At 48.6% G+C, this 25,050-nt stretch carries 21 protein-coding genes; 5 read left to right on the forward strand and 16 right to left on the reverse strand.

The genetic code is table 11. The features are described 5' to 3' along the window. Positions 1 to 99: 99 nt before the first annotated feature. Genes ACXX53_RS02170 through ACXX53_RS02180 form a run of 3 tightly spaced genes read right to left on the reverse strand, consistent with a single transcriptional unit; the run spans position 100 to position 2,932 of the window. Positions 100 to 1,221 (reverse strand): AAA family ATPase, encoded by a 1,122-nt coding sequence (locus ACXX53_RS02170; protein ID WP_458566952.1) that lies wholly within the window; start codon positions 1,219 to 1,221, stop codon positions 100 to 102. A 21-nt stretch (positions 1,222 to 1,242) separates the two neighbouring features. Further along, on the reverse strand, positions 1,243 to 2,451 hold the full coding sequence (locus tag ACXX53_RS02175; RefSeq protein ID WP_458566953.1) for an MFS transporter: 1,209 nt from the start codon (positions 2,449 to 2,451) through the stop codon (positions 1,243 to 1,245). Between the two features lies 1 nt (position 2,452). Beyond that, positions 2,453 to 2,932 (reverse strand): DUF6530 family protein, encoded by a 480-nt coding sequence (locus tag ACXX53_RS02180; protein WP_458566954.1) that lies wholly within the window; start codon positions 2,930 to 2,932, stop codon positions 2,453 to 2,455. 217 nt (positions 2,933 to 3,149) lie between these two features. Between ACXX53_RS02180 and ACXX53_RS02185 the strand changes: the two genes are divergently transcribed. Then, a complete protein-coding gene (locus ACXX53_RS02185; RefSeq protein ID WP_458566955.1) occupies positions 3,150 to 4,592 on the forward strand; it encodes a SpoVR family protein in 1,443 nt (480 codons plus the stop codon). 54 nt (positions 4,593 to 4,646) lie between these two features. Here ACXX53_RS02185 and ACXX53_RS02190 read toward each other — a convergent pair whose 3' ends face one another. Further along, positions 4,647 to 5,441 carry a TIM barrel protein gene (locus ACXX53_RS02190; protein ID WP_458566956.1) on the reverse strand — a complete coding sequence of 265 codons (795 nt, stop codon included), beginning with the start codon at positions 5,439 to 5,441 and terminating at the stop codon, positions 4,647 to 4,649. 367 nt (positions 5,442 to 5,808) lie between these two features. On the opposite strand from ACXX53_RS02190, the gene ACXX53_RS02195 reads away from it, so the two are divergent. Then, positions 5,809 to 7,752: a heavy metal translocating P-type ATPase gene (locus ACXX53_RS02195; RefSeq protein WP_458566957.1), complete on the forward strand. Its 1,944-nt coding sequence runs from the start codon at positions 5,809 to 5,811 to the stop codon at positions 7,750 to 7,752. A 78-nt stretch (positions 7,753 to 7,830) separates the two neighbouring features. Here ACXX53_RS02195 and ACXX53_RS02200 read toward each other — a convergent pair whose 3' ends face one another. The 4 genes from ACXX53_RS02200 to ACXX53_RS02215 form a co-directional block, all read right to left on the reverse strand. Continuing rightward, on the reverse strand, positions 7,831 to 8,580 hold the full coding sequence (locus ACXX53_RS02200; RefSeq protein WP_458566958.1) for an amino acid ABC transporter ATP-binding protein: 750 nt from the start codon (positions 8,578 to 8,580) through the stop codon (positions 7,831 to 7,833). Positions 8,581 to 8,606: 26 nt separating this feature from the next. Then, the gene (locus ACXX53_RS02205; RefSeq protein ID WP_458566959.1) at positions 8,607 to 9,251 is read right to left on the reverse strand and encodes an amino acid ABC transporter permease; all 645 of its coding nucleotides are present in this window, start codon (positions 9,249 to 9,251) and stop codon (positions 8,607 to 8,609) included. A 112-nt stretch (positions 9,252 to 9,363) separates the two neighbouring features. Next, a complete protein-coding gene (locus ACXX53_RS02210; RefSeq protein WP_458567657.1) occupies positions 9,364 to 10,146 on the reverse strand; it encodes a transporter substrate-binding domain-containing protein in 783 nt (260 codons plus the stop codon). Between the two features lie 268 nt (positions 10,147 to 10,414). Further along, positions 10,415 to 11,323, reverse strand: coding sequence for a helix-turn-helix domain-containing protein (locus tag ACXX53_RS02215; RefSeq protein ID WP_458566960.1), 909 nt, complete (start codon positions 11,321 to 11,323; stop codon positions 10,415 to 10,417). A 157-nt stretch (positions 11,324 to 11,480) separates the two neighbouring features. Here ACXX53_RS02215 and ACXX53_RS02220 point away from each other — a divergent pair, with 157 nt between their 5' ends. Next, positions 11,481 to 12,455, forward strand: coding sequence for a phosphotransferase family protein (locus tag ACXX53_RS02220; RefSeq protein ID WP_458566961.1), 975 nt, complete (start codon positions 11,481 to 11,483; stop codon positions 12,453 to 12,455). 875 nt (positions 12,456 to 13,330) lie between these two features. Here ACXX53_RS02220 and ACXX53_RS02225 read toward each other — a convergent pair. Next, complete coding sequence (locus ACXX53_RS02225; protein ID WP_458566962.1) at positions 13,331 to 14,905, reverse strand: FAD-dependent oxidoreductase; 1,575 nt, start codon at positions 14,903 to 14,905, stop codon at positions 13,331 to 13,333. Between the two features lie 48 nt (positions 14,906 to 14,953). Then, positions 14,954 to 15,115 (reverse strand): hypothetical protein, encoded by a 162-nt coding sequence (locus ACXX53_RS02230; protein ID WP_458566963.1) that lies wholly within the window; start codon positions 15,113 to 15,115, stop codon positions 14,954 to 14,956. Positions 15,116 to 15,502: 387 nt separating this feature from the next. On the opposite strand from ACXX53_RS02230, the gene ACXX53_RS02235 reads away from it, so the two are divergent. Beyond that, on the forward strand, positions 15,503 to 16,507 hold the full coding sequence (locus ACXX53_RS02235; RefSeq protein WP_458566964.1) for a LacI family DNA-binding transcriptional regulator: 1,005 nt from the start codon (positions 15,503 to 15,505) through the stop codon (positions 16,505 to 16,507). 353 nt (positions 16,508 to 16,860) lie between these two features. Here the strand turns inward: ACXX53_RS02235 and ACXX53_RS02240 are convergent, their stop codons facing one another. The 4 genes from ACXX53_RS02240 to ACXX53_RS02255 all read right to left on the reverse strand — a co-directional run bounded on the left by ACXX53_RS02240 (position 16,861) and on the right by ACXX53_RS02255 (position 20,994). Continuing rightward, on the reverse strand, positions 16,861 to 17,877 hold the full coding sequence (locus tag ACXX53_RS02240; RefSeq protein WP_458566965.1) for a PfkB family carbohydrate kinase: 1,017 nt from the start codon (positions 17,875 to 17,877) through the stop codon (positions 16,861 to 16,863). After that, positions 17,874 to 18,518, reverse strand: a complete 645-nt coding sequence (locus ACXX53_RS02245; protein ID WP_458566966.1) for a bifunctional 2-keto-4-hydroxyglutarate aldolase/2-keto-3-deoxy-6-phosphogluconate aldolase — start codon at positions 18,516 to 18,518, stop codon at positions 17,874 to 17,876. The genes ACXX53_RS02240 and ACXX53_RS02245 overlap by 4 nt, the downstream gene beginning before the upstream one ends. Positions 18,519 to 18,618: 100 nt before the next feature. Then, complete coding sequence (gene uxuA / locus ACXX53_RS02250; RefSeq protein WP_458566967.1) at positions 18,619 to 19,686, reverse strand: mannonate dehydratase; 1,068 nt, start codon at positions 19,684 to 19,686, stop codon at positions 18,619 to 18,621. Positions 19,687 to 19,728: 42 nt separating this feature from the next. Further along, positions 19,729 to 20,994, reverse strand: a complete 1,266-nt coding sequence (locus ACXX53_RS02255; RefSeq protein ID WP_458566968.1) for a glucuronate isomerase — start codon at positions 20,992 to 20,994, stop codon at positions 19,729 to 19,731. A 308-nt stretch (positions 20,995 to 21,302) separates the two neighbouring features. Here ACXX53_RS02255 and ACXX53_RS02260 point away from each other — a divergent pair, with 308 nt between their 5' ends. Further along, on the forward strand, positions 21,303 to 21,992 hold the full coding sequence (locus ACXX53_RS02260; protein WP_458566969.1) for an exonuclease domain-containing protein: 690 nt from the start codon (positions 21,303 to 21,305) through the stop codon (positions 21,990 to 21,992). A 66-nt stretch (positions 21,993 to 22,058) separates the two neighbouring features. On the opposite strand, the gene ACXX53_RS02265 is transcribed toward ACXX53_RS02260, so the two are convergent. Then, positions 22,059 to 24,014 (reverse strand): ATP-dependent DNA helicase, encoded by a 1,956-nt coding sequence (locus tag ACXX53_RS02265; protein WP_458566970.1) that lies wholly within the window; start codon positions 24,012 to 24,014, stop codon positions 22,059 to 22,061. A gap of 206 nt (positions 24,015 to 24,220) precedes the next feature. Then, a complete protein-coding gene (locus ACXX53_RS02270; RefSeq protein WP_458566971.1) occupies positions 24,221 to 25,045 on the reverse strand; it encodes an aldo/keto reductase in 825 nt (274 codons plus the stop codon). Positions 25,046 to 25,050: the final 5 nt, after the last annotated feature.

Raw genomic sequence — 25,050 nt, forward strand, 5'->3', positions numbered from 1 at the left:
CTTCACTATCGATAGACTTTTTTAGTGTGACCGCCTTATCATCTTCAATGTTCTCATTATCAACGGCAGTGGCGTCTATATCCCCCCATGGCTTGATTTCTATGGCATCATCGCGAGATTCTCGTTTTTTTTTACCTCACTCGTCACAGTTTCTAAACTGGTAATCAGACCATGCTTTTCGAGTGCTTCCTCCAAAATTCTGATTTCCTCTGAATCCGTAGTTATTTTGTAGATGACCTTATGATACAGAGACTCTTTGGCCGAGGCTCCTCCTGCAACTGCATCTGTCCAGTAGAATAAGGAACGCATGCCCGCCACACCCTTGATCGCATTGGCCCGGGCTGTTGAATCCAAAATCATAATCGTATCTGCCAACACGCTCAGTACCTTTTCATCCTGATAACCGGTTTTAACTTTTGCTCGTTCAACCATAACTTCTTTATTGGGCAGATCCATCTTCTCCGAGTGTTGGACTCTGTCCCGAAACGCTTCATTGAGCGGCCTCGCACCTGCATAACTTCGATTGGTTGTAATGACCGCAATGAAGTCCGGATGTCTGCGAATAATTTCAGTAGGAAGATTAATGCTGCCATCCAGTTCGAGCGCAGAGTTTAGCGTCATGAGTACCGCGGCATCCCGAATCACGTTAGGTTCTTGAATTTCGAGAAGATACCCTTTTTGATAGGCTCTGACGATCTCCGATGGGTAAAAGCGGTACTCCACAGCTTCACCGTTAGTCTGTTCCTCAGCAAGCTTCAGCAATTGCTTCATCTTTAATGCTGCTTGCTCCTGCGTAAGCCCCAATGCTTCCATTAAAATTTCTGTCGTGCTTTGAAAACCATCGCTTTCATATAGAGCTTTGAGAACGCTACGCTCTACAGGGTCCAGTTTCTCTAATTGATTAGAAGAAATTACCGGCAAAATAGCGCCAATAATATCCGATTTATCCATATCCGCAAAGCAGGTCACTTTCGTATAGGGCAACCCGAAATTAGCTGATAATGCTTTCGCTAATTGGGTTTTGCCGGAACCGGCATCCCCTTCTAACAGAATGTTGGTAATTTTCATTTCCCCGCGGTTCCAGTTCCGCTTTACTTCCTGACTAATGCGCCGTTCTTCCTCGCTAGTCTTATGAGATGCCGGCTTTTTCCAGACCAGCATTTTTTCTGCATCTGTTAATTGTCTCTCAGGTGACAAATAAAAATCTTTTTGTTCTTGCATTATTTTTCTCCTCCTTGCCTGTCATGCTGTCGGACCTGCCTCGGCTTTACTACTCTTTTTAACTACAATAGGGAGCAGAAAAAGCGCACCGATAACCACTAGCACACCACTCGCCGTAAATACTCCAAGTAAGGAAAACGTATCTTTCAGATAGCCGGAGATGAACATGCCGACCACCATCATTCCCATAAAAATAGGCGTAATCGCTCCTGATACCCGGCCAATAAACGCCCCTTCGGTGTTTCGCACAAGAAGCGTCTGAATTCCGCTTTGAATACAAGGGTAGAACAATCCGCTGATCACGAGCAAAACGATGGTCAGCCAGATTTGCTTTGACGCACCCATACTAACTGTACAGAAGGCATTGACAAGTAAACCGACCAACAGTAATAACTGTGGCTTCGCCTTCTTGGCGACCGCGATAATTGCGGCTCCGCCTACCAGCATGGCTGCCCCATTGGCCATCACGAGCCATTGCAGAAATTGTTTATCCCGCCCCAAATTCTCGATGACAAGGAAAATATGAAGCGGCTGAGTCAAGCCAGATGCCAAGCCGACTGCCAAGAATGTCATACTCAGCGTTCTTAAGGACTTATTAAACCCAATATAGCGTAGTCCATCCGTCAACTCCTTGATGAAGCCGCCTGCTTTCCCTGTCTTCGGTTCCTCCTCATCACGAGGAAGGGTCGATAAGATGAAGGAAGAACCAAGGAACATCGCTGCCGTCAAAATCAGAGAAACGTTAATACCAAACTTAATAAAAATAAACGTACCGATAACCGGCCCCAGCATTATAAAGACAGCGACCAGCGTTTGAGACATCGCCATGACGCCCTGCAATTGTTCAACAGGCACATGCCGCTTGTACAGTTTCATCGCCGAAGGCTGAGAAAATTGCGACAAGCTGGCAGAGACAAAGGATCCGATCAGAAGTGCAACCCAGCCGCCATTCATGACCGCCAGCAGCACGGCTCCGACGGACAAGCCGGACAACAAATCGCTCCATACCATCGTTCTCTTCGGCCGCCAACGGTCGGCAAAGGTCCCGCCAATCAGGCCAAATAAAAAGATCGGTGCAAATTCCGCAACCGAAATCAGTGATACATCAACCGGATTATTATGCGTCAATTCGGAAACATACAGAAGGACGGCATAATTCCGGATCCATATTCCCAGCTGCAGCAGCACCCGGGAGAGGATAATCGTTCGAACATATCGATTCGCAAACATTTTAATACCCCATATCGTTAAGAATTTGGGATAACGCGCGCAGGCGTTCGCTGATCATTTCATCATCATCGTTCAAAACTTGGCTGAACAGCTTAATATCTTCATTAATTTTTTCATTGTCCATAGAAACCGCTACAATCATGGCATCGCCTTGAAGAGCAATGCGATCGATTACCGGCTGCTGCGGATCATATAAGTGCTCATATCGATAAGCTTCTTGAAAATGAGCCAGCGTCCGACAGATCAGAATGGACAAATCAAGCACACGATGGAGAGGCAGTTCCTCCGATTGTCTTGACTCCTTTTCTTCCGTGTATCTCCATACCTTGGCCGAAATATCAACCTTCCCTCCATCGTTCCACTGGGTCAATCCCAAGGAAAGACCTTTTGCATCCGTGTTTCTGGCCAACCGCCCGTCAACATTCCCATAATTTTCTGACACAACAACAGGCTTATGCTTAAACGTAGTAGGTGTTAACATCTTATCACCTCTTCTTTTTTACTAATTTACTAATTTACTAAATTACTGATTAGAATCTTATCTTGAATTTCATCGTTAGTCAAGTCGATTTTCATACCCTTTTTTTGACCGGAACATGTAGGTGGAAGATAATACAACAGTCCCATATTGTTCATTTCCACTTCTTATCCGCATACATATGGTAAGAAACGCATTATGGGCACGGAGGGATCATGATATGAATCAAGACGATATGCGGCAGTTGGAACGGTCGATCGATGAGATTACGGAGATTGCTTCTGGATTCGGCCTCGATTTCTACCCGATGCGGTATGAGATCTGTCCGGCGGACATCATTTATACATTTGGCGCGTACGGCATGCCTACGAGGTACCATCACTGGAGCTTTGGAAAAACTTTCAATAAAATGAAAATGCAATACGATTTCGGACTCAGTAAAATCTATGAGCTCGTCATCAACTCCGACCCCTGCTATGCCTTTCTGCTGGAAGGCAATTCCCTCATTCAGAACAAGCTGATCGTAGCCCATGTACTCGCCCACTGCGATTTCTTCAAAAATAACTACCGCTTCTCCAACACCAACCGCAGCATGGTCGAGAGCATGTCTGCAACCGCTGAACGGGTATCGAACTATGAGCTCGAATACGGAGCGCAAGCTGTCGAGAGCTTCATCGATGCGGTGCTCGCGATTCAAGAGCATGTGGACCCTCAGCTTCACCGACCTCGCAAGCTGGATAAGAAGCAATACATGGAGTTGAAAACGCGTGAGCTGAAAGATAATCAGCCGAAAGCGCCTGGTCTCTACGACGATCTGTGGAACATGGATAGTACCGCTCAGGCCGCAAATAGCAGCAGTCGCAGCGATGCCTCAGAATGCCCATTCCCGCCGGAGCCTGAGAAGGATCTGGTCTGGTTCATTCAGGAATTCTCAACTGTGCTCGAGGATTGGCAGCGCGACATCATGTCCATGCTGCGCGAAGAGATGCTCTACTTCTGGCCGCAGCTCGAAACGAAGATCATGAACGAAGGCTGGGCCTCCTACTGGCATCAGCGCATCATTCGGGAGCTCGACCTCACGACCGACGAAGCTATCGAGTACGCTAAGCTGAACTCATCCGTCGTGCAGCCGTCGCGTCACAGTCTCAATCCGTACTATCTCGGCTTGAAAATATTCGAGGATATCGAGGAGCGTTGGAATAAGCCGAGTAAGTTGGAACAGGAGCGGCTTGGACGCGAATCTGGGCAAGGGCGCGCCAAAATATTCGAGGTCCGAGAGTTTGACTCGGATCAGTCGTTTATTCGCAACTATTTGACGAAGGAATTGACGGATAAGCTGGACCTGTACATTTTCGAGAAGAAGGGACCTGAGTGGAAGATTACCGACAAGTCGTGGGAGAACATTCGCGATCAACTGGTGTATGCACGGGTAAACGGCGGATTTCCTTACTTGGTTGTGCAGGACGGCGACTATCAGCGCACGGGCGAGATGTACTTGAAGCATCAATATGAAGGCATGGAGCTGGATCTTAAGTACTTAGAGCGCACGCTGCCTTACGTTTACACACTGTGGGGCAAGTCCGTGCATCTCGAATCGAAGGTTGAGGAGAAGAGCGTGCTGTTCACGTATGACGGCAAGAAGGTATCACGTAAATTTTTATAACCAAAGAGAGCCGAGAACCTATATGCCATAGGAACTCGGCTTTTGTCATTCATTTTATGACGAAGGAAGCATCCAAGCATACGCCTCACTGAAGCGGCGCAGCCCATCTGTTGGATCCTGCCCAGGCCGAGGCATATATTCCAATGTCAGCATATCATTATACCCTGCGGTGCGAAGCGCTTCGATCAACTCATCGTAATTCACTTCACCTTTGTCGAGCTCATGACGACCAGGATAGCCCGCAGCATGCAGGTAAGCGATCTGATCCAGATTGTCCGACATCGAAGCTAGTATATCCCCGCCATCTTCCGTCACGAGCTGGTGATACATATCGTACAGCAGCTTTACATGGTCACTGCCAACCTTTCGAATGATCTCGAATGCTTCATCTGATTCAGATAAATAATACCCTTGATGATCCACCTTCACATTCAACGGCTCAACAGCAAGACATACGCCCGCTCGCTCTAGCATCGGCACACACGCCTTAAGACCATCCACGACTGATTGATGCTGTTCCGCTCTCGATACTTCCGCTAGCTCAGGACCGACTTGAGTTATGACTCGACGGCAGCCGAGACGTGCGGCAACATCCAGAGTCTCCTCCAACCCACGAATATAGGCTTCTCTCTGTGTTGAATCCGTCAACGGAACAAAACGAGTGCAGATCGCGTGAATACCTACGCCAAGCTTGACTGCCTCCGACCGAATCTGTTCGATGTCACGATCCCACCAAGACCATAACTCAATCCAACGGAAGCCTAGGCGATGAACACGTCTCATGGCTTCCACGGTATCCAAGCCACCATTTCCACCATACACTGCATCTACACATACTGCTGCTTTCATACTCGTCCCCCTCCCTTTTTCTCATTCAAAATCAGCATATCGAATACAACCAGTATATCTAATAGTAAGCAACTGCTAAAGATTTCATGCTTGCAGAATGCAGAGACAAAGTACTTATTCAGTCGCCCGCATATGACAATGATAACCTATGTCAATTAGAATTTTTTTCAAGAAATATATATCTTAAATTGTGACCTTATGCTATAATACAACTAAGAATAAAGTTTCCTTTGTACAACAATTATGTACACCTGCAACAAATGATACTCATTCTCATTACATGCTGTTCCCGTTCGCGGGAGCAGCATGACGCATTTTAAGGGTACTAATATTAATTTTCATTCTCAATTGAAAGGAGCGTATGATCATGGCAATTGCCCAGCAACAGCAATCAGAAACCAAGTCTCAATCTCAGTCACAATCATCTCCAACTTCCACTAGCGGCAAGCAGCACTCATGGATTGCTCAATACGGAGAGCTCATCGCAGCACTTGCAGGAGGCCTGCTTACTGCGATCGGCTGGTTCTTGCACTCAGGATATCCTGCTGCAGGAATCACATTCTTCGTCCTCGCTTACATCATTGGAGGATATGCCAAGGCGAAGGAAGGCTTAGAAACACTCATTCATGAAAAGGATCTAGATGTAAACCTGCTCATGTTCGCCGCTGCAATCGGAGCCGCATCTATTGGATACTGGACGGAAGGAGCTGTGCTGATCTTCATCTTCTCCCTGAGCGGAGCCCTTGAGACGTTGACTATAGAGCGCAGCTCACGAGACATCTCGGCCTTGATCGATCTGAAGCCTGAAACAGCAATCCGTTTCTCGAATGGAGTTGAAGAAACTGTACTGGTTCAGGACTTGGCGGTAGGCGACATCGTAATTGTGAAAAATGGCGAACGGATCCCCGCAGACGGTACAGTGAAAGAAGGTGCCTCCTCTGTCAATCAGGCTTCCATTACAGGTGAAAGTATACCTGTCGATAAAGCGCCTGGCGACGAAGTATTCGCTGGTACTTTGAACGGTGAAGGCGCTCTGTATATCGAAGTAACGGTTTCCAGCGAATCTACGCTGTTTGCCAAGATTATTCGTCTCGTGCAAGATGCGCAGAGCGAGATGCCGAAGTCTCAGAAATTCATGGAGCGCTTTGAGCGCATCTATGCACGGGCTATCGTTGCGGTTACGATCTTATTAATTCTACTTCCGCCTTGGCTGCTCGGATGGAGCTGGACTGACACATTCTACAAGGCTATGGTCTTTCTCGTCGTCGCATCTCCGTGCGCCCTTGTCGCATCCATTATGCCTGCGATGCTGTCGGCCATATCCAACAGTGCGCGCAAAGGCCTGCTCTTCAAGGGCGGCGCGCATCTGGAGAATCTCGGAGGCGTTAAGGTTATCGCCTTCGATAAGACCGGTACGCTGACACTGGGTAAGCCAGCGGTTACCGATATTGTGACTTTCGGCAGCGAGAGCGAAGAAGAAGTGCTGGCCATCGCTTCTGCTATCGAAGCGTTGTCCACGCATCCGATCGCGCGAGCGATTGTGAAGGAAGCGGAGCAGCGCGGATTGAATTCAGAGCGCTGCTCCGACTTCCAGGCCTTGACCGGCCGCGGGGTGCAGGCTAACGTACGAGGCTTGATGTGGACGATTGGCAAGCCAGCGCTGTTCACCGCTGAACTCGAGAAGCAAGGCGCTGCCGCAGACATTCATCGACTGGAGGAGCATGGCAAGACAGTCGTCATTCTCGAGCAGGAAGGGCGCATCGTTGGAGCGCTCGCCCTGCAAGATCGCATCCGGCCGGAGGTCGTGCCGATGATCGCGAAGCTGCGCGGCTTGGGCGTTACGGTCGCTATGTTAACCGGCGACCAGAAGCTTACCGCTCAATCGATCGCTGAGGAGGCAGGCATCGACCGCGTATATGCGGAGCTGCTGCCGGAAGATAAACTCCGCATTATTAAGGAGCTTAAGGAGGAATTCGGCAGTGTCGCCATGGTAGGCGACGGCGTGAATGATGCGCCTGCGCTTGCAACAGCGACAGTCGGGATTGCAATGGGCGGCGCAGGCTCTGACGCTGCGCTCGAAACCGCCGACCTCGTGCTCATGAACGATGATCTGAATAAGATCAGCTTTGCGATCCATCTTGGCAGACGGATGAAGTCCATCGTGACACAGAACATTGTCTTTGCAGCGATCGTCATCATCTGCTTGATCGCTTCGAACTTCATCGCGAACATCCCGCTTCCACTAGGTGTAGTTGGGCACGAAGGAAGTACCATTCTCGTCATCTTGAATGGGCTGCGTCTGCTGCGTTAATCGTGAATTCCATGCAACAACAAACAAGACCACCGAGCATCCACATGGGATAATCGGTGGTCTTGCTACTTAACGTCTCTATTCCTCCTGCGATAATTGGCGCAGGAATCGCTGCGCCCGCTCTGTCGATGGCGCGCTAAAGAACGACTCTGGGTCGTTCTCTTCTACGATTCGACCGTCACTCATAAACACGATGCGATCCGCCACCTCGCGGGCAAATTTCATCTCATGCGTCACGACGATCATCGTCATGCCTTCCGTCGCAAGCTCCTTCATGACCTTCAGCACCTCGCCTACCAGCTCAGGATCAAGCGCTGATGTCGGTTCATCAAACAGCATGATATCAGGCTGCATCGCCAATGCGCGCGCAATTGCTACCCGCTGCTGCTGCCCGCCTGATAGACGAGAAGGATGCTCATCCTTCTTCTCTAGAAGCCCGACCTTGGACAGCAAGGGTTCCGCAATGGCAACCGCATCCGCCTTCGACATCCCTTTTACCGTGATGGGAGCCTCGATCACATTTCCAAGCACCGTCATCTGCGGGAATAGATTGAATTGCTGAAATACCATCCCGGTGTGAGCGCGAACTTGCTTCAGCGCCGCCTTGCGTTCCTTAGACTTCGTGCTAGCATTCCAGACTGTCGTACCGACTTGAATCTCTCCCCCGTCAGGCAGCTCCAATCCATTCAGGCAGCGGAGCAAGGTGCTCTTGCCTGAGCCGCTTGGGCCGAGCAGAACGACGATCTCTCCTTCCTTCACCGTCATGTTAATATGGTCAAGCACTAGCTGTGTGCCGAATTTCTTCTGTAAGTCCGTAACAGCAATCATGATATAACCGCACTCCCCTTCGTATCCTAGTAAGCCTTAGCCAGTTTCTTTTCGATACGGCTTAATATGGCTGAGAACCCTGTGCTCATGATCCAGTACATGATGGCGATCGCGATGTAAAATGGCATCGCCACATAGTACTGCGCGATTAGCAGCTGCGCAGATCGCAGCAGCTCCGTCGCCGTCACGAAGGAGACGAGCGACGTTTCCTTCAGCATGCCGATGAACGTATTCCCCATCGGCGGAATGGCGATGCGCGCAGCCTGCGGCAGCACCACGCGCTTCATCACCTGCCACGGCGACAGGCCAAGCGATGCTGCCGCTTCCCATTGCCCCTTCGGCACTGAAAGGATCGCCCCGCGGAACGTCTCAGACAAATAAGCACCCACATTGATGCTTAATGCTATATAGGCCGACGTAATGGGGTTCAGATTGATCCCATAATCCGGCAGTCCAAAATAAATAATAAATACCTGCACGATAATCGGCGTCCCGCGAATGATCGACACGTAAAATTGAGCAAGCAGCCGAAAAGGCTTACTTGCTTTCAATCGAACGATGGCGACAAATAGACCGATCAACAGTCCAAAAAACATCGATACCACCGTCAAATTGAGCGTCAAGTAAGCCCCCTGTAATAAAAATCCGAGGTTTTCTAACACGAGATCCATAATGCTCCGTTCCCCCTAATTAAACAATACAAGCGACGACAGCGCTGCTCTGTTTCGCTTAAAACCAACAGATCATGAACGCTATCGCCGCATCTTAACTTACATTAGTATATTACAGTGTTGGAGCAACACCAAACCATTTTTGATGGATGCTCGCCAGTGTGCCATCCGCCTTCATATCAGCAAGCGCCTTATTGATCGCTGCAAGCAATTCAGGCTGATCCTTGCGGATCGCTATACCAGCAACGTCTTCTTTAATCGGCTCTCCAACTGTTTTGATCTGCATATTGTTCTTATCGGCCAGCGGCTTCAAGGCAAAGAGGTTGTTAATGGTAGCGTCGATTCGCCCTGTGTTCAAGTCCATCAGAGATGTGAATACATCGTTGTAAGTCACAATCTCAAACTCTCCGACCTTAGGCTGCACAACATCACGCAAATACTTCTCATCATTCGTGCCTAATCCAACGCCTATTTTCTTCCCTTTAAAATCATCAACGGATTTAATCTCATTATTGTCGGCCTTCACGACAACACTCACCGCATTCTTAATATACGGGTCCGAGAAATCCATCGATTTCTTGCGATCCTCTGTAATCGTTACTTGGCTGACTAACGCATCGAATTTATTGCGCTGCAATCCTTCAATCAGACCGGAGAATTCACCTGTCACGATCTCTGCTTCCACACCGAGCCGCTTCGCGACTTCGCGAGCAATATCCGCATCATATCCGTCAATCTGCTTCTGTTCATTCATAAAGTTGTATGGCGGATAAGTGCCCATCATCCCGATAACCATCTTGCCATTCTGCTTAATCGTCTCAAGCGAATTCGCTCCTGCTGGAGCCGTACCCCCTGCAGATTTGCCTGCTGAGCAGCCTGCGGCTATAATGGTCATTATGCTCAATACGCTGATAATCAACAATCGTTTACTCCACAATCTATTCATAGTGCGCCCCCTAATGGTGTATATACCAACAAACGGATTTAATTCCTATATTCCGATAAGTGTAGTATGGATTATAACTCTTCTTTATGTTCATGACAATACTTTTCTCTGAAAATGTTTAAAAAATACCTTACCACCATTTTAGGTATTACTAAATTTGGTTTACCTTAAATAGAAAAGCCGCAACAGTCAGTATTCTGACAATTGCGGCTGCTTCTTATTTGACTAGCGGTCTTACCGGTCTAGCCTCTATATAACCTCGGTATCCCAGCGGTGCGAGCTGGAATCGCGGTGCGTCTTCATCTGCCCACTCAAAACCATATAGCTCAGGATTATAGGTGTTCATCGTACTCCACAATTCACCGATAGCTTCGCTGAACTTTTCATCGTCATACGGTTGACCCTGAAATACCATCATCTTGCATGGAGGCAGATCTATGATCTCGAATCCCTCCGGCACTGCTTCCGCATAGTCTGCCGCCATTTCCACACCTTGAACATAATGGGAAGTTCCCTCCGGCTGCAGATTAGCAGGTATCCACATTCCAATCGGCTCGTACAGCGCATCTTGGATACTGGTGAGTACGTCCCACACGTCACAACCGACCTCTTTACAATATTCAAAGTATTCTGCAGCCTTCATGCCCCGTTTCAGAATCACTTTTCTTGCCGGTCGATCAACGACTTGAACAAACACAGTGCTTGCCTTCTTCTGTTCGCTCATCTTTATCTCTCCTCCGTGCATAGTAAGGTAGTCTTCATGGATACGACTAGGAATAAACAGCTTAATGTCCGGAGTATGCTTGCTGTAATACAGAGGAGATACTCCAAATTGCTTCGAAAATGCTCTCGTAAAGCCCTCGTGGGAGCCAAATACGAAGTCAAATGCGACATCCACGATTCGTGCCTCTCTCTCTTGAAGCATCATGGCCGCATGCGACAGACGAAGAGCTCTTATATAATCGAAAGGCGCTTTACCTGTCAGTTCTTTAAATATTCTGGCTGAGTGCCAAGGTGAATAGTTTGCTGCTCTTGCCAGCATTTTCAGCGTGATCGTTTCCTTCAAATGGGTATGAATATAATCCTGCATCTGCTGTACAGCTTGAATCTTCTCCCATCGTTCCATATCCTCACCTCCTATTACAAGAATAGCTCATCCTCCAGCATCGCTTCTTGACTTACAGTGCGAACTCATGCGTTTCATATCTATATTAACTCTAGCGAATTTAACTATATTCTATAAATTCCATTGAAAATGAATCCACACTGTCTCATTATGGATTATGCAGCTGACTAAGTCATGTTTTCATCTTGTAGAGAAAGGCGGACAGGACTTGATGCATCTATTTCAGGAGGAGATAACGGACTGGGGTTCATGGGGAAATGTATATCAATCTATACCTGCATTCGCACCGCTCATTCAGGCAATCATGCTGAAAGAGACCGGAGTGGACTGCAAGGAGAGCATCGAACAGGTAACGCCTGGAACCAATGCGGTCTTTAAAGTAGGACCGTATGTACTGAAGATCTTTGCTCCGATTGAATCGGGGTTAAATACGGAGATTGATTATCATGCAGAACTTTCCGGTATGCGTAAAGCTCATGCGCTCGGGATACATGCACCTCGGATCATTGCGGCATCCAACATGCAGGATAAGTATCTATTTCGATACATCCTCATGGATTATGTTGAGGGGACTGCAGCAGGTGCTGCTCTGAAATCATGCGCTGAAACCGAACGAATGGAATTTGTGCGACAGCTCAGGTTGAATATGAGCAAGCTGAATATTTCAGCCTCGAATGAGCAAGAGCTTCCTAGTGTATACATAAGAGCCATGCATAATCCACGCTGGAACAGTTTTTCCAGTGTAGTTCGAGATCAAGTGCTTGCGCTGCTGCAAGCGTACGACACCTCAGAGCTCATTTACGTGCATGGTGATCTAACGGCCGATAATGTCATTATTAGCGGCGATGGCGACATTTATATAATCGACTATGCTGACAGCAGCATCGCTCCACTCGAGTATGAATATCCGCCCATTCTGTTTGATCTGTTCGACTGTGATCCAGACTTGATTCGGGCATTTGCTGGTGATACTGATCGTGAAGCTTTTGTGGAAAAATGCTTCTATGGCGTGTTGATGCACGACTATGGTGCGAACTTCGTCAAGCTGCTGCTAGAGAGGTTCACAGAGAAGGATGCATCGCAATTATCCGATATTCGCGAGATTAAAGCGATTATCGAGAGGCTTATTTAATGCAGTGGAGTCTGCGCACTTTTAGGTTCGAGACGTCGATTTCCGAAGTCTCAGCCCCGCTCGCGCCGCATTGAGCCGCTGAGACGTTCATTCTGACGTCTCAGATCTACAATGACGGGGTTGCTCGCGCGAGATTACTGGTTTTTTCCCCGTTACAGCGGGTGAAACTCGCTGGTTAGGTGAGTTAACAGGGTAAAACCTGGTTACAGAGTCGTGACTGTGTTCGGATCGGGAGGCCCCGCGCGTGCTAACTGGTTTTTTCCCCGTTACAGCACGCGAAACTCGCAGGTAAAGTGAGTTAACGGGGAATAACCCGGTTACAGAGACGAAGCTGTGTGCGAATCGGGTGGCCTCGCGCGTGCTAACTGGTTTTTTCCCCGTTACAACATGCGAAACTCGCATGTAACGTGAGTTAACAGGGAAAAACCCGGTTACAAAGTCGAGACTGTGTGCGCATGGAGAGGCTCGCACGTGCTAACTGGTTTTTTCCCCGTTACAGCGCACGAAACCCGCAGGTAAAGTGAGTTAACGGGGAATAACCCGGTTACAGAGTCGAAGCTGTGTTCGGATTGGGGAGGCTCGCGCGTGATAACTGGTTTTTTCCCCGTTACAGCGCGCGAAACTCGCTGGTTAGGTGAGTTAACAGGGATAAACCCGGTTACAGAGTCGTGACTGTGTGCGCATGGGGAGGCCTCGTGCGTGATAACTGGTTTTTTCCCCGTTACAGCGTGCGAAACTCGCAGGTAAAGTGAGTTAACGGGGAAAAACCGCGTTACAGAGTCGGGGTACCACAGTGATGGGGGCGCTCGCACAACAAAGGGGCCTTCCCTCAGGCGGCTTAGCGCATGCCGTCGAGAAAGCCCCTCAACTATCTATTATACCGCGTGAACCTTCGGCCATTTTAATTGAACGCCGGCTTGCACCAGCTGCGCTTGGAATGCTTCAAGCAATTCCCGCTGCGCGCGCACTTGGCGAGGGAGCACGTTGTTGTCGATGCAGAACGCCGTCAGATGTCCAACAGACTCGCCAATGTTCCACTCTACAGGGTGGAGGCGGTAACAGCCGTTCGTGATATGCGTCGTGCCGATATTTTTGCAAGCAGGAAGCAGATTGTTGACCCGCTTTGGAATAAAGCTGCCGAGCGGAATCTCAAACGGCAAGCTCGATACGTCAATGTAGTTGCGCAGTCCTGTGCTCGGATGCAGGTCAATCCGGTAGCAGCCGACGCCGACAGAGTCGTTGTAATCAGCCGCCCTGCCATCTGGTCTGCACGCTTCGCTCACATCCTGCTCCACTATCGTATATTCCGCCTGAATGCGGCGAGATTCACGAATGTACACGCTCTTCGCCAGACCGTCCTTCGTGCCGACGACATCTGCACGCAGACGTAATCCTGGGTATCCAGCACCGCCGTCTGAGCGCGGCGCTTCTGTCTGCATCCAGTACAGCAAGGACAGGCTCAATTGCTTCGCATTTTCCAAGTGCCGCGCACGTTCTTCTGGGCTCACATCGATAATCGAACCAAGCCAGTAGTCGTTGGCCGGCCAGTTAACAAGCGTAATATCGCTCTTATAGGTGCCTTCCGCATACAGTGTCTTATCTGCGATACGGCGATATTCCCATAAGGAGAAGTACACGTCATCAGGAAATAAACTGTATTGAACCGGTTCAAGTGTATGCGGCACGAGCCCCATCCAGCTGAGGTGTTGGTCAGGCCAGAAATCCGCTTTATATTGTCTCCAGAAATCATAGTTTTCCGGCTTCTCGATCGTATGGTCTTCGCCTTCGATATAATCCATCGCGAAGCAGTAGGTGAATGCTTGCATATCCTGTGGATCAGCCTCTCCATCCAGAGCGTGCGGCTCACCCGTTTGCGCCTTGGATTCAGAGCCTGTGACGTATTCAACACCAGCGAGCGGAAGCAGATCGCCCTCTTCGGTAGCATCGACGAAGTAAGGTGCTGTCAATACAATCTTGTCGCCGTCCGCCGCGCTGTGAACCGTAACCGACGCAACGTCATCTCCAGAAGTTTCAGCCGCACATGCTGTGTAGCCATACAGAATCTGTACTCGCCCGCTATTGACATGCGGAGCCAGCATCTCAAGCAGCACCGCAAGCGAAACGCGCGGTTCATGACTGATTCGGCTGACGATCGCGTTACCGGGATTGAAAGGCTTATAAGGATCAACCGATTCTGCAATCGGCATGACACGGCGATAATAATCGCGTACCTGTTGTCTAAACCGGCGATAGCTCGCGGTACAGCCAAATTCCTCTATCCAAGGATGCTCATCCGGTGGAACGGCCTGGCTCGTCAATTGACCACCGATCCAATCCGTCTCTTCTGTCATAATAACGGTCTTCCCCATCTGTGCAGCGGATAACGCAGCAGCACAGCCTCCTGTACCTCCGCCAATAATAATGACATCTGCACACATCGAATTCGTCATATCACAATCTCCCTCCACAGGCTTTAAATGATATCTGGCTTATGATTTCTATAACCACCGTTTTTCTGCAGCGTTGCCGTACAGATCTTGATATTCACTCGGAGTAATTCCTGCTGTTTTCTTGAAGGCTTTGCTGAATGAATGAACGGATTGATAGTGATTAAAGACGATACCTTGCTTCACATGGATTGGAATGTCGTCATCCATCATCGTTTTCTGGTTATGCCCTGATCCGAATCGTGCCTTCCTTATGAAGGACGATAGACTTGGAATCAGGCTTGTACAATGAAAAATTTCCAAACGGCGAATCCCATATGGCGTCCATACCGTCAGACTGATCAAAAATAGGTACCTATACTTTCTGTATCTATGGAAGATATCACATATTTTTTATCCTGTGAATGGATATCTTGTCAAAAATACCGATATTATGATTATAAGTAAAATATTATGGTATCGCCTTCAAATAAAAAGAACTCCCAAATTCCCTCGATAAGTGGATCTGAAAGTTCGAGTTACACATCATGTGTTAAAGGCATTTTGCTCAATAATCAAGTATAATGAAGAGTATTAAGTTTAGAGGAGCGTCACGATTCTATGGCGGTAACCATCAAAGATATAGCTAAAATATTGAACATTTCACATACAACCGTATCCAGAGCTCTGAACGACAGCCCGCTCATTAACGAAGACACGAAGGTCAAGATCAAAGCGCTCGCAAAGGAACTGAACTATGTCCCGAACTATAACGCGAAGAACTTGGTTCTCTGCAAATCACATAATATCGGTCTATTCTTCTCTACGATGAATCAAGAAACTTCTCACAGCTTTTTCTTTGAGACCGTTAGAGGGGTAAACAATAGTATTGGAGAAAACTACAATCTGGTCGTGAAATCGATCGATCACTATAACGACAACTTTACAACTATCGATTCGCAGCGTTTCGATGGGATCATTCTCATGAGTCAGAGTGAACAGGACAATTCATTCATCTACCATGTGTTAAGCAAGAAGATCCCTCTCGTGGTGCTGAATCGAGATATTAATGATAGTCAATTGATCAACATCCTGCCTGCGGACCGAAAGGGAGCATACGATGCGGTCAGCTATCTGATCGCGAAGAGGCATAAACGCATAGCAATAATTGAGGGCAAGAGCGGCTTTAAGGCGGCTGAAGAACGAAAAGAAGGATACATGAGAGCGCTGATGGACAACCATCTCCCTGTTGAAGGTGACTTGATGATAAAAGGAAGCTTTACCATGGAGAGCGGCTATACCGCGATGCAGCAGCTGCTTCAGATCTCTAACCGACCAACAGCTGTATTCTGCTGCAATGACGAAATGGCGGTTGGGGCTATGAAGGCTATACATGAAGCCGGCCTGCACATTCCGGACGATATTTCAATCATGGGCTTTGATGACAGCCCTTTTGGTTCATACATAACCCCATCGCTATCGACAGTCAAGCGATCGATCTGCAGCGTCAGTGAAGAAGGAGCGACGAGACTGCTGAAGATCATGCACCAGCCTAATTATCCTGGAGAGAAGATATTCATTGGCACGGAAATCATGGAACGAGCTTCAGTTGGCGAGCTCGATTAAGATTGGAGGCGGGTGGGATGGCGGAGATTGCGGGGATGGCAGACTAGCGGACACACGATCCCTTATTTGCTGACATTACCGCTTATTCGACGAGCTAACGGACCGTGGAGCCGTTATTTGCTCCAAATCAACCGAAAATGACCCCATCCGAAGCAAATAACGGATTCTGTGTCCGCCAAACTCCATATTTGCTCGATAATCCCAAAATAGCGGATTCTCTGTCCACTTCAACGGAGTAGGCTACCTCGCTGCTGCCTCTACTCGTGCAGCGCATAAAGAGCCTTTTTCCTGCATCCAGTCCGCTGATGAGATTCAGCCATATGCATAGGAAAAGGCTCTTCAATTACAACAAGCTATCGTTGAATCTTATACCCTTCGGTATTAAACGTGTCCTCGACCTCAGCAACTGCCGCAATAAGCGCATCACCTGGCATCGTATGCTTGATCGCCGCCGCTGCCGCACCGTACTCAACCGCATATGCGAACTCTCGTCCGGTGAGGTAGGCAAATAACACACCCGCAGCATACGCATCGCCGGTCCCGACTCGATCGATAATATCGAGATCATAGGCCTTGGAACGATACAGCACCTGTCCATCGAACAGCACACCCTGATAACGATTCCGCGAAGACGATATCATCTCGCGAATGCTGCAAGCCATTAACTGAATCTGCGGATATCGAGCCATAAATTTACGATAGAGATGCTCGATATAAGCAGCCTCCTCGCCTGTCACAAACTCGAAGTCCGGCTCTATACGAAGCAGATTCGTCATATCCAGATGCCCTGCAAACAGCACGTCTACCGAATCCAGTATGTCTAACATGCCGGCCCGCGCTTCTTCAAGTGTCCACAGCTTGCTTCGATAATTAACGTCGAAGCTCACGGGAATGCCCTTGCGCTTCGCCGCCGCAATGAACGCCTTAGCGATCTTTCTGGCATGCTCGCTAATTCCAAGCGTAATGCCCGACACATGAAACAAGGAGGCTCCTTCTAGAGCGCGGTCGATCTCAAACTCCTCAACCTGCGCTAACGAAACAGCCGAATTCGCGCGGTCATAGATCACTTTGCTCGGTCGAATCGAATAACCTTGCTCTAGATAATAGATACCTAATCTTCCTTTGCCTTGAACGATATATGAAGTATCTATTCCCGCAGATCGCAAAGCCTGCACCGCACTATCTCCAAGGGCATCCGCAGGAACCTTCGTAACATATGAGGCTGGGAGCCCCCAGCGACTCAGCGCGGTCGCAACATTGGCTTCGCTTCCGCCGAAGTGCACGTCGTAAGACTGACTTCCTGGGAATCGCTGATACGCCGGCGGCGAGAGACGAAGCATCAGTTCCCCGAAGGCTACGATGCGATTCATGCGATCCCCGCCTTAAGCCTGCTTCTCGCTTCGTTCACTTTTGCGACAAACTGCTCGGCGGTCGCTCGAATCTGTTCTGGGCTGCCCTTCGTCAATTGGCTGCCTGCACCAACCGCTGTGACGCCATGGCGTATCCATTCGCCGACATTGTTCAGGTCGACACCGCCAGTCGGCATGATTTGTGCGTGCGGAAGCGGCCCTTTAATGTCCTTCACGAAGGAAGGGGAGTAGGCGCTGCCTGGGAACAGCTTGATCACATCACAGCCGGCCTTCATCGCGCGAACGATATCCTCGATCGTCATGCACCCCGCCATATAAGGAATCCGATATAGATTACACATCTCCGCAACTTCCTGATCGAAATAGGGAGATACAACGAATTTTGCGCCTGCTAAGATCGCGATTCGCGCCGTTACCGCATCCAGCACCGTGCCTGCGCCAACGATTAAGCTTGGCTCCTCCTCGTTTAACTCACGGATAACTTCAGTTGCGCCAGGAATCGTATACGTGACTTCAATAAGCGGGATTCCCCCTTTCGCGCACGCGATTGAGATCTGCTTCGCTTCCTCTACCGTATTCGCTCTCACAATCGCAACTACCCCGATCTGTTCAACCATCTGCAGCACTTCGTATTTATTCAACACTATTCCTCCTCTATTTATGCAATAGGGGCAGTGCTCTTATACTAGGGTTCAGCCCCACAATGTCCGTAAACGATCGTTTATACCTCACATCCTCTATTTAGCGATTACGTTCCCGTTCTAGTGAATCCCATACTCCCCACAAATACATGATGCCGAGCGCGCGATCATACAGTCCGTAGCCTGGACGGCACTTCTCATTCCACAGATGTCTCCCATGATCCGGACGAACATAACCGTTGAACCCATTTTCGTGATAGGCCTTCACAACATCGGTGATATCGACTGAGCCGTCGCATGCGCGGTGCGATGTTTCTATGAAATCCCCGTTCTCATAGACGCGTACATTCCGAATATGCGCAAATGGAATGCGACTTGCAAATGTTCTAATGATGTCAGCCACATCATTATCGGGATTAGCGCCCAGAGAGCCTGTACACATCGTCAAGCAGTTGGACGGGCTGTCCACGAGATTCAGCATGCGCTGAATATTGGCTTTATTCGTAATAATTCTAGGCAGTCCGAAGATTGGCCACGGCGGATCATCCGGGTGGATCGCCATCTTGATGCCATTGACCTCTGCCACAGGAATGATCTGTTCCAAGAAATATTTTAAGTTGTCCCACAAATCGTCGAGGGAAACATCCTTATACTTTTCAAACATGGCACTCAGATGCTGCAAGCGCTCAGGTTCCCAGCCTGGCATTGTAAATGCTGAATTGTCCGCCACTTTATGTACCAGATCCATCGGGTCCATATCGTCAACGATCGCTTTTTCGAAAAATAGGGCTGTGGAGCCGTCCTCCATCTCCTTGAACAGCTCCGTGCGTGTCCAGTCGAACACAGGCATGAAGTTGTAGCAGATGACTTTAACCCCGGCTTGACCCAGCTTCTCAATCGTGCGTTTGTAGTTCTCGATATATCGATCTCGTGTCGGCAAGCCTAACTTAATGTCCTCATGAACATTTACACTTTCGACGACATCCATGTGGAAGCCATGCTTCTCGATGTGGGCCTTCTCCGCCATAATGCGTTCTAGCGGCCACTCGTCTCCAGCAGGCATATCGTGCAGCGACCACACGATCCCTTCTACGCCTGGAATCTGCCTGATCTGATCAAGAGTAACAGAATCATTGCCTTCACCATACCAGCGAAACGTCATCCTCATCTTGTACGCCTCCTCGTATCTAATCAGATGAATCTATGAGTTCTACTTCTTTACAAACCTCCAGAAATTGTTGGCTAACAGATCCTGAACATCCCGCTCGATCTCATGCTCCTCTAATTTCCAGCCCGTCCGCATAATGTCCTCGTACTTAGAGGTCAACACATCAGCAATAATCTCGCGTGAATGACTCCATTTGTACAACAGTTGCTCCAATACACGGCAGTCCGAATGCTGAGGAATGACGCTTGTGCCAAGCAGCTCGAAGCGCATCGCGGTCATTTCCTGAATCATGGACGGTACATTCAAGAACCACCAGCAGCCGAATACCATCAGATTGCGGAATTTGCGAGCAAGCACTGCCAGTTCATGCTGATTCTCGCGTGCCAGCATCGTGACCAGGAATCGATTGTGCGGAAAACGACGACATAGCCGCTCAACGGTCTCGATATCTGAACGTCCAAGCATGTCCCCGGCTAGCCGAAGCTCCGGATTCACATTCCGCTTGACGCCAATCATTAGGGCCATCGGGATATTAACCGCCGAGCACGCGGGTATGATGCAATGATCGATCAGCAGCGATCTCGTATCGTCAACAGGGTAAGCGAAGTCGCTCGGCAGGGAAACGGCCATGTAGAGCGCGTCCATGCGTCTTGCCCAATCGGTTAAGAAGCGGACAACCTCAGCGAGCGCATCGGTATCGTCAGCCGTGATCCGCTCCTTCACAACGTAGCCCCACGCTTGCAGCTTCTTATAGCTGTTAGGCCAGTCGTTTAGCAGCGGATCGATGCGCAGTGCCCGATGGAAACGGGCATCCTTCACCAGCTCGCTGTCCGTATCAGCCAACCAGAGCTCTCGCTCAGCATCATCGAACGGATCGTTGGTCATCACGACATCCTTAACATTCGCCTTCTCAAGTACGAAGCGAACAACGTCTTCAGTCGATTGATGATCATACCACTGGCGGTATGCTGCTAAGTCCCTTGTCCTCGTGTCGAGACCGAGCTGCTGCAGCGATGTCAACACGCCGCGGCAAGCCTCGCTGTAAGGGGAATGATCGAGGAACAGCGTCTGCCATATGTGATCGGCTTGCTCTCGTTTGGATAATGCCCAGTACTCTTCATAAGATAGCGAGGAATGGCGCAGCACTTCCGAGATCAAATAATGATACGTTAGCTGCTCATCCATACCGTACAGCAGTAAATTGTTGTATGATGGCGCATACAAATGCGTATGCATGTCTGTAACTGCTGTCTGCTTCACGGTTCTGAACACAAATCGTTTCAGATCAGTTGCATTGGATATGATCATGTCGATATGAACCTCCACCAGCGCATATTTTAAAATGTTAACGCGTGCATTTTTATTATTGAATATATCTTCTATATCTTAGTTATTAATGTATATCATATTGCACACGTTAACAATATTAAAAAATACTACTTATTCTCTTAACTGTTATTCTGCATATGTTCACAATATGCGGATATCTCTAATCACGTCATATGAAATGCCTTTGATAACCTATTTTTGTGGTTTACTAGTGAATTCCAATCCCTTTTGCTAGAAGGATGTGATACAATGGCACAATGCGAGGCGTACTGAAAGGAGGACCTAATATGCTAGCTATAGTCTACGATCTGGAGATGACCGTCACTCGCAAGAAAGGGCAAATATCTGAAATCATTGAGATCGGAGCCGTGAAAGTAACCGAAGAAGCGGGACGTCCGGTTATTATAGATCGATTTCAAGCGTTTGTGAAACCTTCCCTGACCCCCAAATTATCGCGTGACACGACTGCATTTACAGGCATCACCCAACAAGATGTGAATCAGGCAAGCGGTCTGCAGGATGTATTGGATCAGTTCATCGCATGGATCGATACAGATGAATATGCGTTATGTTCATGGGGCTTGGACGACAAGATCCAATTTATCAAAGAATGTCGGATGAAGAAGATCCCGCTGCATTGGCTGCGCAACTGCAATAATCTGCAGAAGCCGATCTCTACACTGATGGGACGCACAGGCAATCAACAGATTGGCCTCAAGCCGGCCTTAGAAGCTTTGAACATCGAATTTGTCGGTTCTCAGCATAGAGCCATCGATGATGCATACAATACGGGACTTGTTTATTTACACTTTGCCGATCGAATTGAATTGCAGCGCAATGAAACATCTGATCATGCCGAGTATGAATCCAATCTCATCTATCAAGACGCGTCTGATGAAGATACAGACGAGAACAACCCCTTTGCATCGCTTGCGATGCTTCGCTTCAATAACCCGGGCAACAGCTTGGACCGGTAGTTCACAATAATAAGTTATCATTCTTATCGTATGATGAACTGCCGGCCCATTGGGGTCGCCCTTGCTTTAATTAAGATTCATTTCTTTCCACTCTACCCCGTTTGGCAGCACTTCACGCACTTTCTCACGCACATGTTTATCCAACTGCATTTCCTTACCGAGTATCGCCACAACTCCATGATCTTCTCTCGAACGAATTAATCGTCCGATTCCTTGTCGCAGTCGAAGCAGCATGTAAGGCATATCCACTTCTTCAAATGGTGAAGCAGATGCTCGACGTTTGGCCGTATACACGGGATCATGCGGCGGGAACGGCATGGACCAGATGATCACATTGGATAACGACGGTCCTGGAATATCTAGACCTTCCCACAAGGTAACGGCACATAATATGCTATGCTCATCCTGCTGAAAGGCGGATATGATATGGCTTATTTCTCGATCACCTTCATACCAGAACTTCAGATTTGCGACATCAGGTCGATCTGTGATGAGTTGCTTGAATACCGCCATCTCCTCATGGCTTGGAAACAGGATCAGCGCTCTGCCTTCCGTTTGCTGCAGAAGCTTGATGGTGAGCTTGAGCTTGCTCTCTATTGACAGATCGCTTCCCGCAGGAGGAATGAAGAGCTTCATCTGCTCGGCATAGTCATAAGGCGATTCTACGGAAAATGATAAATAGTGCTCGATCCCCAAGCTGTCTGCTACATAGTCAAATGAACCGTCGAGCGACAACGTAGCAGAAGAGAATATGATCGGCTTCTGCTGCGAGAACACACGCTCCTTCAGTACTTCCTTAACCAGTCTTGGCATAATGACCAGCGTCAGACCAGATGAATCTTCTGTAAGCCACGAGATCAAGCCTTCGGATTGGCCGAATAAGCTCAGCGCGAGCCCCATCATCTCCAGGTGCTCCTCGACGATTCGCAGCTGATAGCTGTCAAGTGAGAACAGTCCGCTCTCAAATACGAGCTCTTCCTCAATCGCAGCAATCATCTCACGTAATCGGTTCATATCCGAGAGCAAAGCTTCATCGTAATGAATTTCTTTGCGGTCAGAGCCCGCAATATGCCGACTTTGACGGCTAAGCCGCTCAAATAAGCTGTCGCTGTGCATGATCGCTTCGTCTACTGCAACAGCAAGCTCTTCCCGTACTTCACCTTGGAGTAATCGCGAAACAATTTCCTCAAATGCCGAGTGCTTAAGCTTGTACGTCAATGCTTTCTGTGCGGCCGCTTCCAGCAGATGGCCCTCGTCAAAGATGACCGAGCTGTGCTCTGGCAAGAGCGGCAGTTGTCCTTCACGCTTGCGCCCCTCATAAGTCCACACATGCTCCATATAGAAATCATGCGAGCATATGATGAGATCCGTGGACTTGCGGTAATGTTCCCGCGATAACGTCTGCCCGCAGCGATGGCGCTTATCACACACGAGACAATCCTGGAATGGATCCCAGCCAATTCGCTTCCACTGCTCATCATTCAGATCTGGATATTCCTTGCGATCCCCATACGGATAGAAGGATTGCATCGTGTTAGGTGAGTAAACGAAGTCAGGAAGCTCCGCCTTGATTGCAAAATAACGCTCATCATCTTCCCCTTGGCCGCTGATCTGATCCAGCTTATTCAGACATACATATTGATCAGGCGATTTCCCTAATCGCGCATCGATCTGCAGATCCAGGTGACGCGCCAGCTTGGCGATATCACCTTCCGGCTTAACTAGCTGCTCAATTAGCGATTCGTCCGCGCAAGCGATGATCGCTGGCTTCCGGCTCTGTCTGGCATAGCACACGGCATACAACAGATAGACCAAGGTCTTGCCTGTGCCGACACCCGCTTCAGCGAATATCGTATTCTTCTCCGCAAATGCCCGCTCCATCTGAAACGCCATATAAATCTGCTCATCACGAACTTCAAAGCCCGCTTCAGGCAATAGGTCATAAAATACATCTGCTATCCAGTCGCTTACCTGCTGATGAAAGGATTCGGTCGGATTATATGCAAAAGGGTATCGTTCCACTACTATTCTAGCCTCCATTAAGACGGTACTTGATTCCATTAATCAAAACTTACTTCATAAGCATGCTCTTTAACAATGCTGGTCCAAACCCCTATTATTGCATACATTGATTTCAATACGCTACAGTAATATATTCTTATTTAATGGAAATAAAAAAGCAGACCCCCTGAATGAACTTCAGATGGCCTGCTATTGATATTATGATTCTAGACTGCGTTCATATCCTGCGGATCTGGTCCAACACGCTTGTCTTGGTTCAAGTCGCTAACTGCTTCCATATCTTCATTCGTCAATTCAAAATTGAATACATCGAAGTTCTCGCGGATACGAGCAGGCGTAATCGACTTCGGAATGACGATATTGCCAAGCTGCAGATGCCAGCGAATGATGACTTGCGCTGCAGTCTTATTGTATTTGCTGGCGATTGCCACAATCTGCTCATTCTGCAGGATGTCTCCGCCTTGCATCAATGGACTCCATGCTTCCAGGTAAATATCATGCTGCTTGCAGAATTCACGCATTTCGCGCTGCATCAAGCGTGGATGGCATTCCACTTGGTTCACCGCAGGCTTAATGCTCGTTTCTGACATTAAGCGCTCCAGATGGTGAATATGGAAGTTCGATACACCAATAGCACGAACGCGGCCATCAGCATACAATTGCTCCAGCGCCTTATATGTATCGACGTACAAGTCGCGCTGCGGTGTTGGCCAGTGTACGAGATATAGATCCACATAATCCAACCCAAGCTTGCTCGCGCTGACGTCAAATGCTTTCAGCGTTGCATCATAGCCTTGATCAGCATTCCACACCTTCGTTGTTACAAAGATATCTTCACGAGCGACCCCTGATTGCTTCAATGCTTTGCCTACGCCTTCTTCATTACGATATACAGCTGCTGTATCAATGTGACGGTATCCGGTTTGCAAAGCTGTCAGCACCGCATTCTCCACTTCTTGTCCTTCTGCCACGCGCCATACTCCCAAGCCAAGCTGCGGCATACGTACGCCATTGTTCAATGTAATGATCATAATAA

It is taken from the genome of Paenibacillus marinisediminis (assembly GCF_054343325.1).

Coding starts and splice junctions, on each gene's coding strand:
- ACXX53_RS02170 (WP_458566952.1), bottom strand. CDS start 1,221: ATGCAAGAACAAAAAGATTTTTATTTGTCACCTGAGAGACAATTAACA.
- ACXX53_RS02175 (WP_458566953.1), bottom strand. CDS start 2,451: ATGTTTGCGAATCGATATGTTCGAACGATTATCCTCTCCCGGGTGCTG.
- ACXX53_RS02180 (WP_458566954.1), bottom strand. CDS start 2,932: ATGTTAACACCTACTACGTTTAAGCATAAGCCTGTTGTTGTGTCAGAA.
- ACXX53_RS02185 (WP_458566955.1), top strand. CDS start 3,150: ATGAATCAAGACGATATGCGGCAGTTGGAACGGTCGATCGATGAGATT.
- ACXX53_RS02190 (WP_458566956.1), bottom strand. CDS start 5,441: ATGAAAGCAGCAGTATGTGTAGATGCAGTGTATGGTGGAAATGGTGGC.
- ACXX53_RS02195 (WP_458566957.1), top strand. CDS start 5,809: ATGGCAATTGCCCAGCAACAGCAATCAGAAACCAAGTCTCAATCTCAG.
- ACXX53_RS02200 (WP_458566958.1), bottom strand. CDS start 8,580: ATGATTGCTGTTACGGACTTACAGAAGAAATTCGGCACACAGCTAGTG.
- ACXX53_RS02205 (WP_458566959.1), bottom strand. CDS start 9,251: ATGGATCTCGTGTTAGAAAACCTCGGATTTTTATTACAGGGGGCTTAC.
- ACXX53_RS02210 (WP_458567657.1), bottom strand. CDS start 10,146: ATGACCATTATAGCCGCAGGCTGCTCAGCAGGCAAATCTGCAGGGGGT.
- ACXX53_RS02215 (WP_458566960.1), bottom strand. CDS start 11,323: ATGGAACGATGGGAGAAGATTCAAGCTGTACAGCAGATGCAGGATTAT.
- ACXX53_RS02220 (WP_458566961.1), top strand. CDS start 11,481: ATGCAGCTGACTAAGTCATGTTTTCATCTTGTAGAGAAAGGCGGACAG.
- ACXX53_RS02225 (WP_458566962.1), bottom strand. CDS start 14,905: ATGACGAATTCGATGTGTGCAGATGTCATTATTATTGGCGGAGGTACA.
- ACXX53_RS02230 (WP_458566963.1), bottom strand. CDS start 15,115: ATGATGGATGACGACATTCCAATCCATGTGAAGCAAGGTATCGTCTTT.
- ACXX53_RS02235 (WP_458566964.1), top strand. CDS start 15,503: ATGGCGGTAACCATCAAAGATATAGCTAAAATATTGAACATTTCACAT.
- ACXX53_RS02240 (WP_458566965.1), bottom strand. CDS start 17,877: ATGAATCGCATCGTAGCCTTCGGGGAACTGATGCTTCGTCTCTCGCCG.
- uxuA (WP_458566967.1), bottom strand. CDS start 19,686: ATGAGGATGACGTTTCGCTGGTATGGTGAAGGCAATGATTCTGTTACT.
- ACXX53_RS02255 (WP_458566968.1), bottom strand. CDS start 20,994: ATGATCATATCCAATGCAACTGATCTGAAACGATTTGTGTTCAGAACC.
- ACXX53_RS02260 (WP_458566969.1), top strand. CDS start 21,303: ATGCTAGCTATAGTCTACGATCTGGAGATGACCGTCACTCGCAAGAAA.
- ACXX53_RS02270 (WP_458566971.1), bottom strand. CDS start 25,045: ATGATCATTACATTGAACAATGGCGTACGTATGCCGCAGCTTGGCTTG.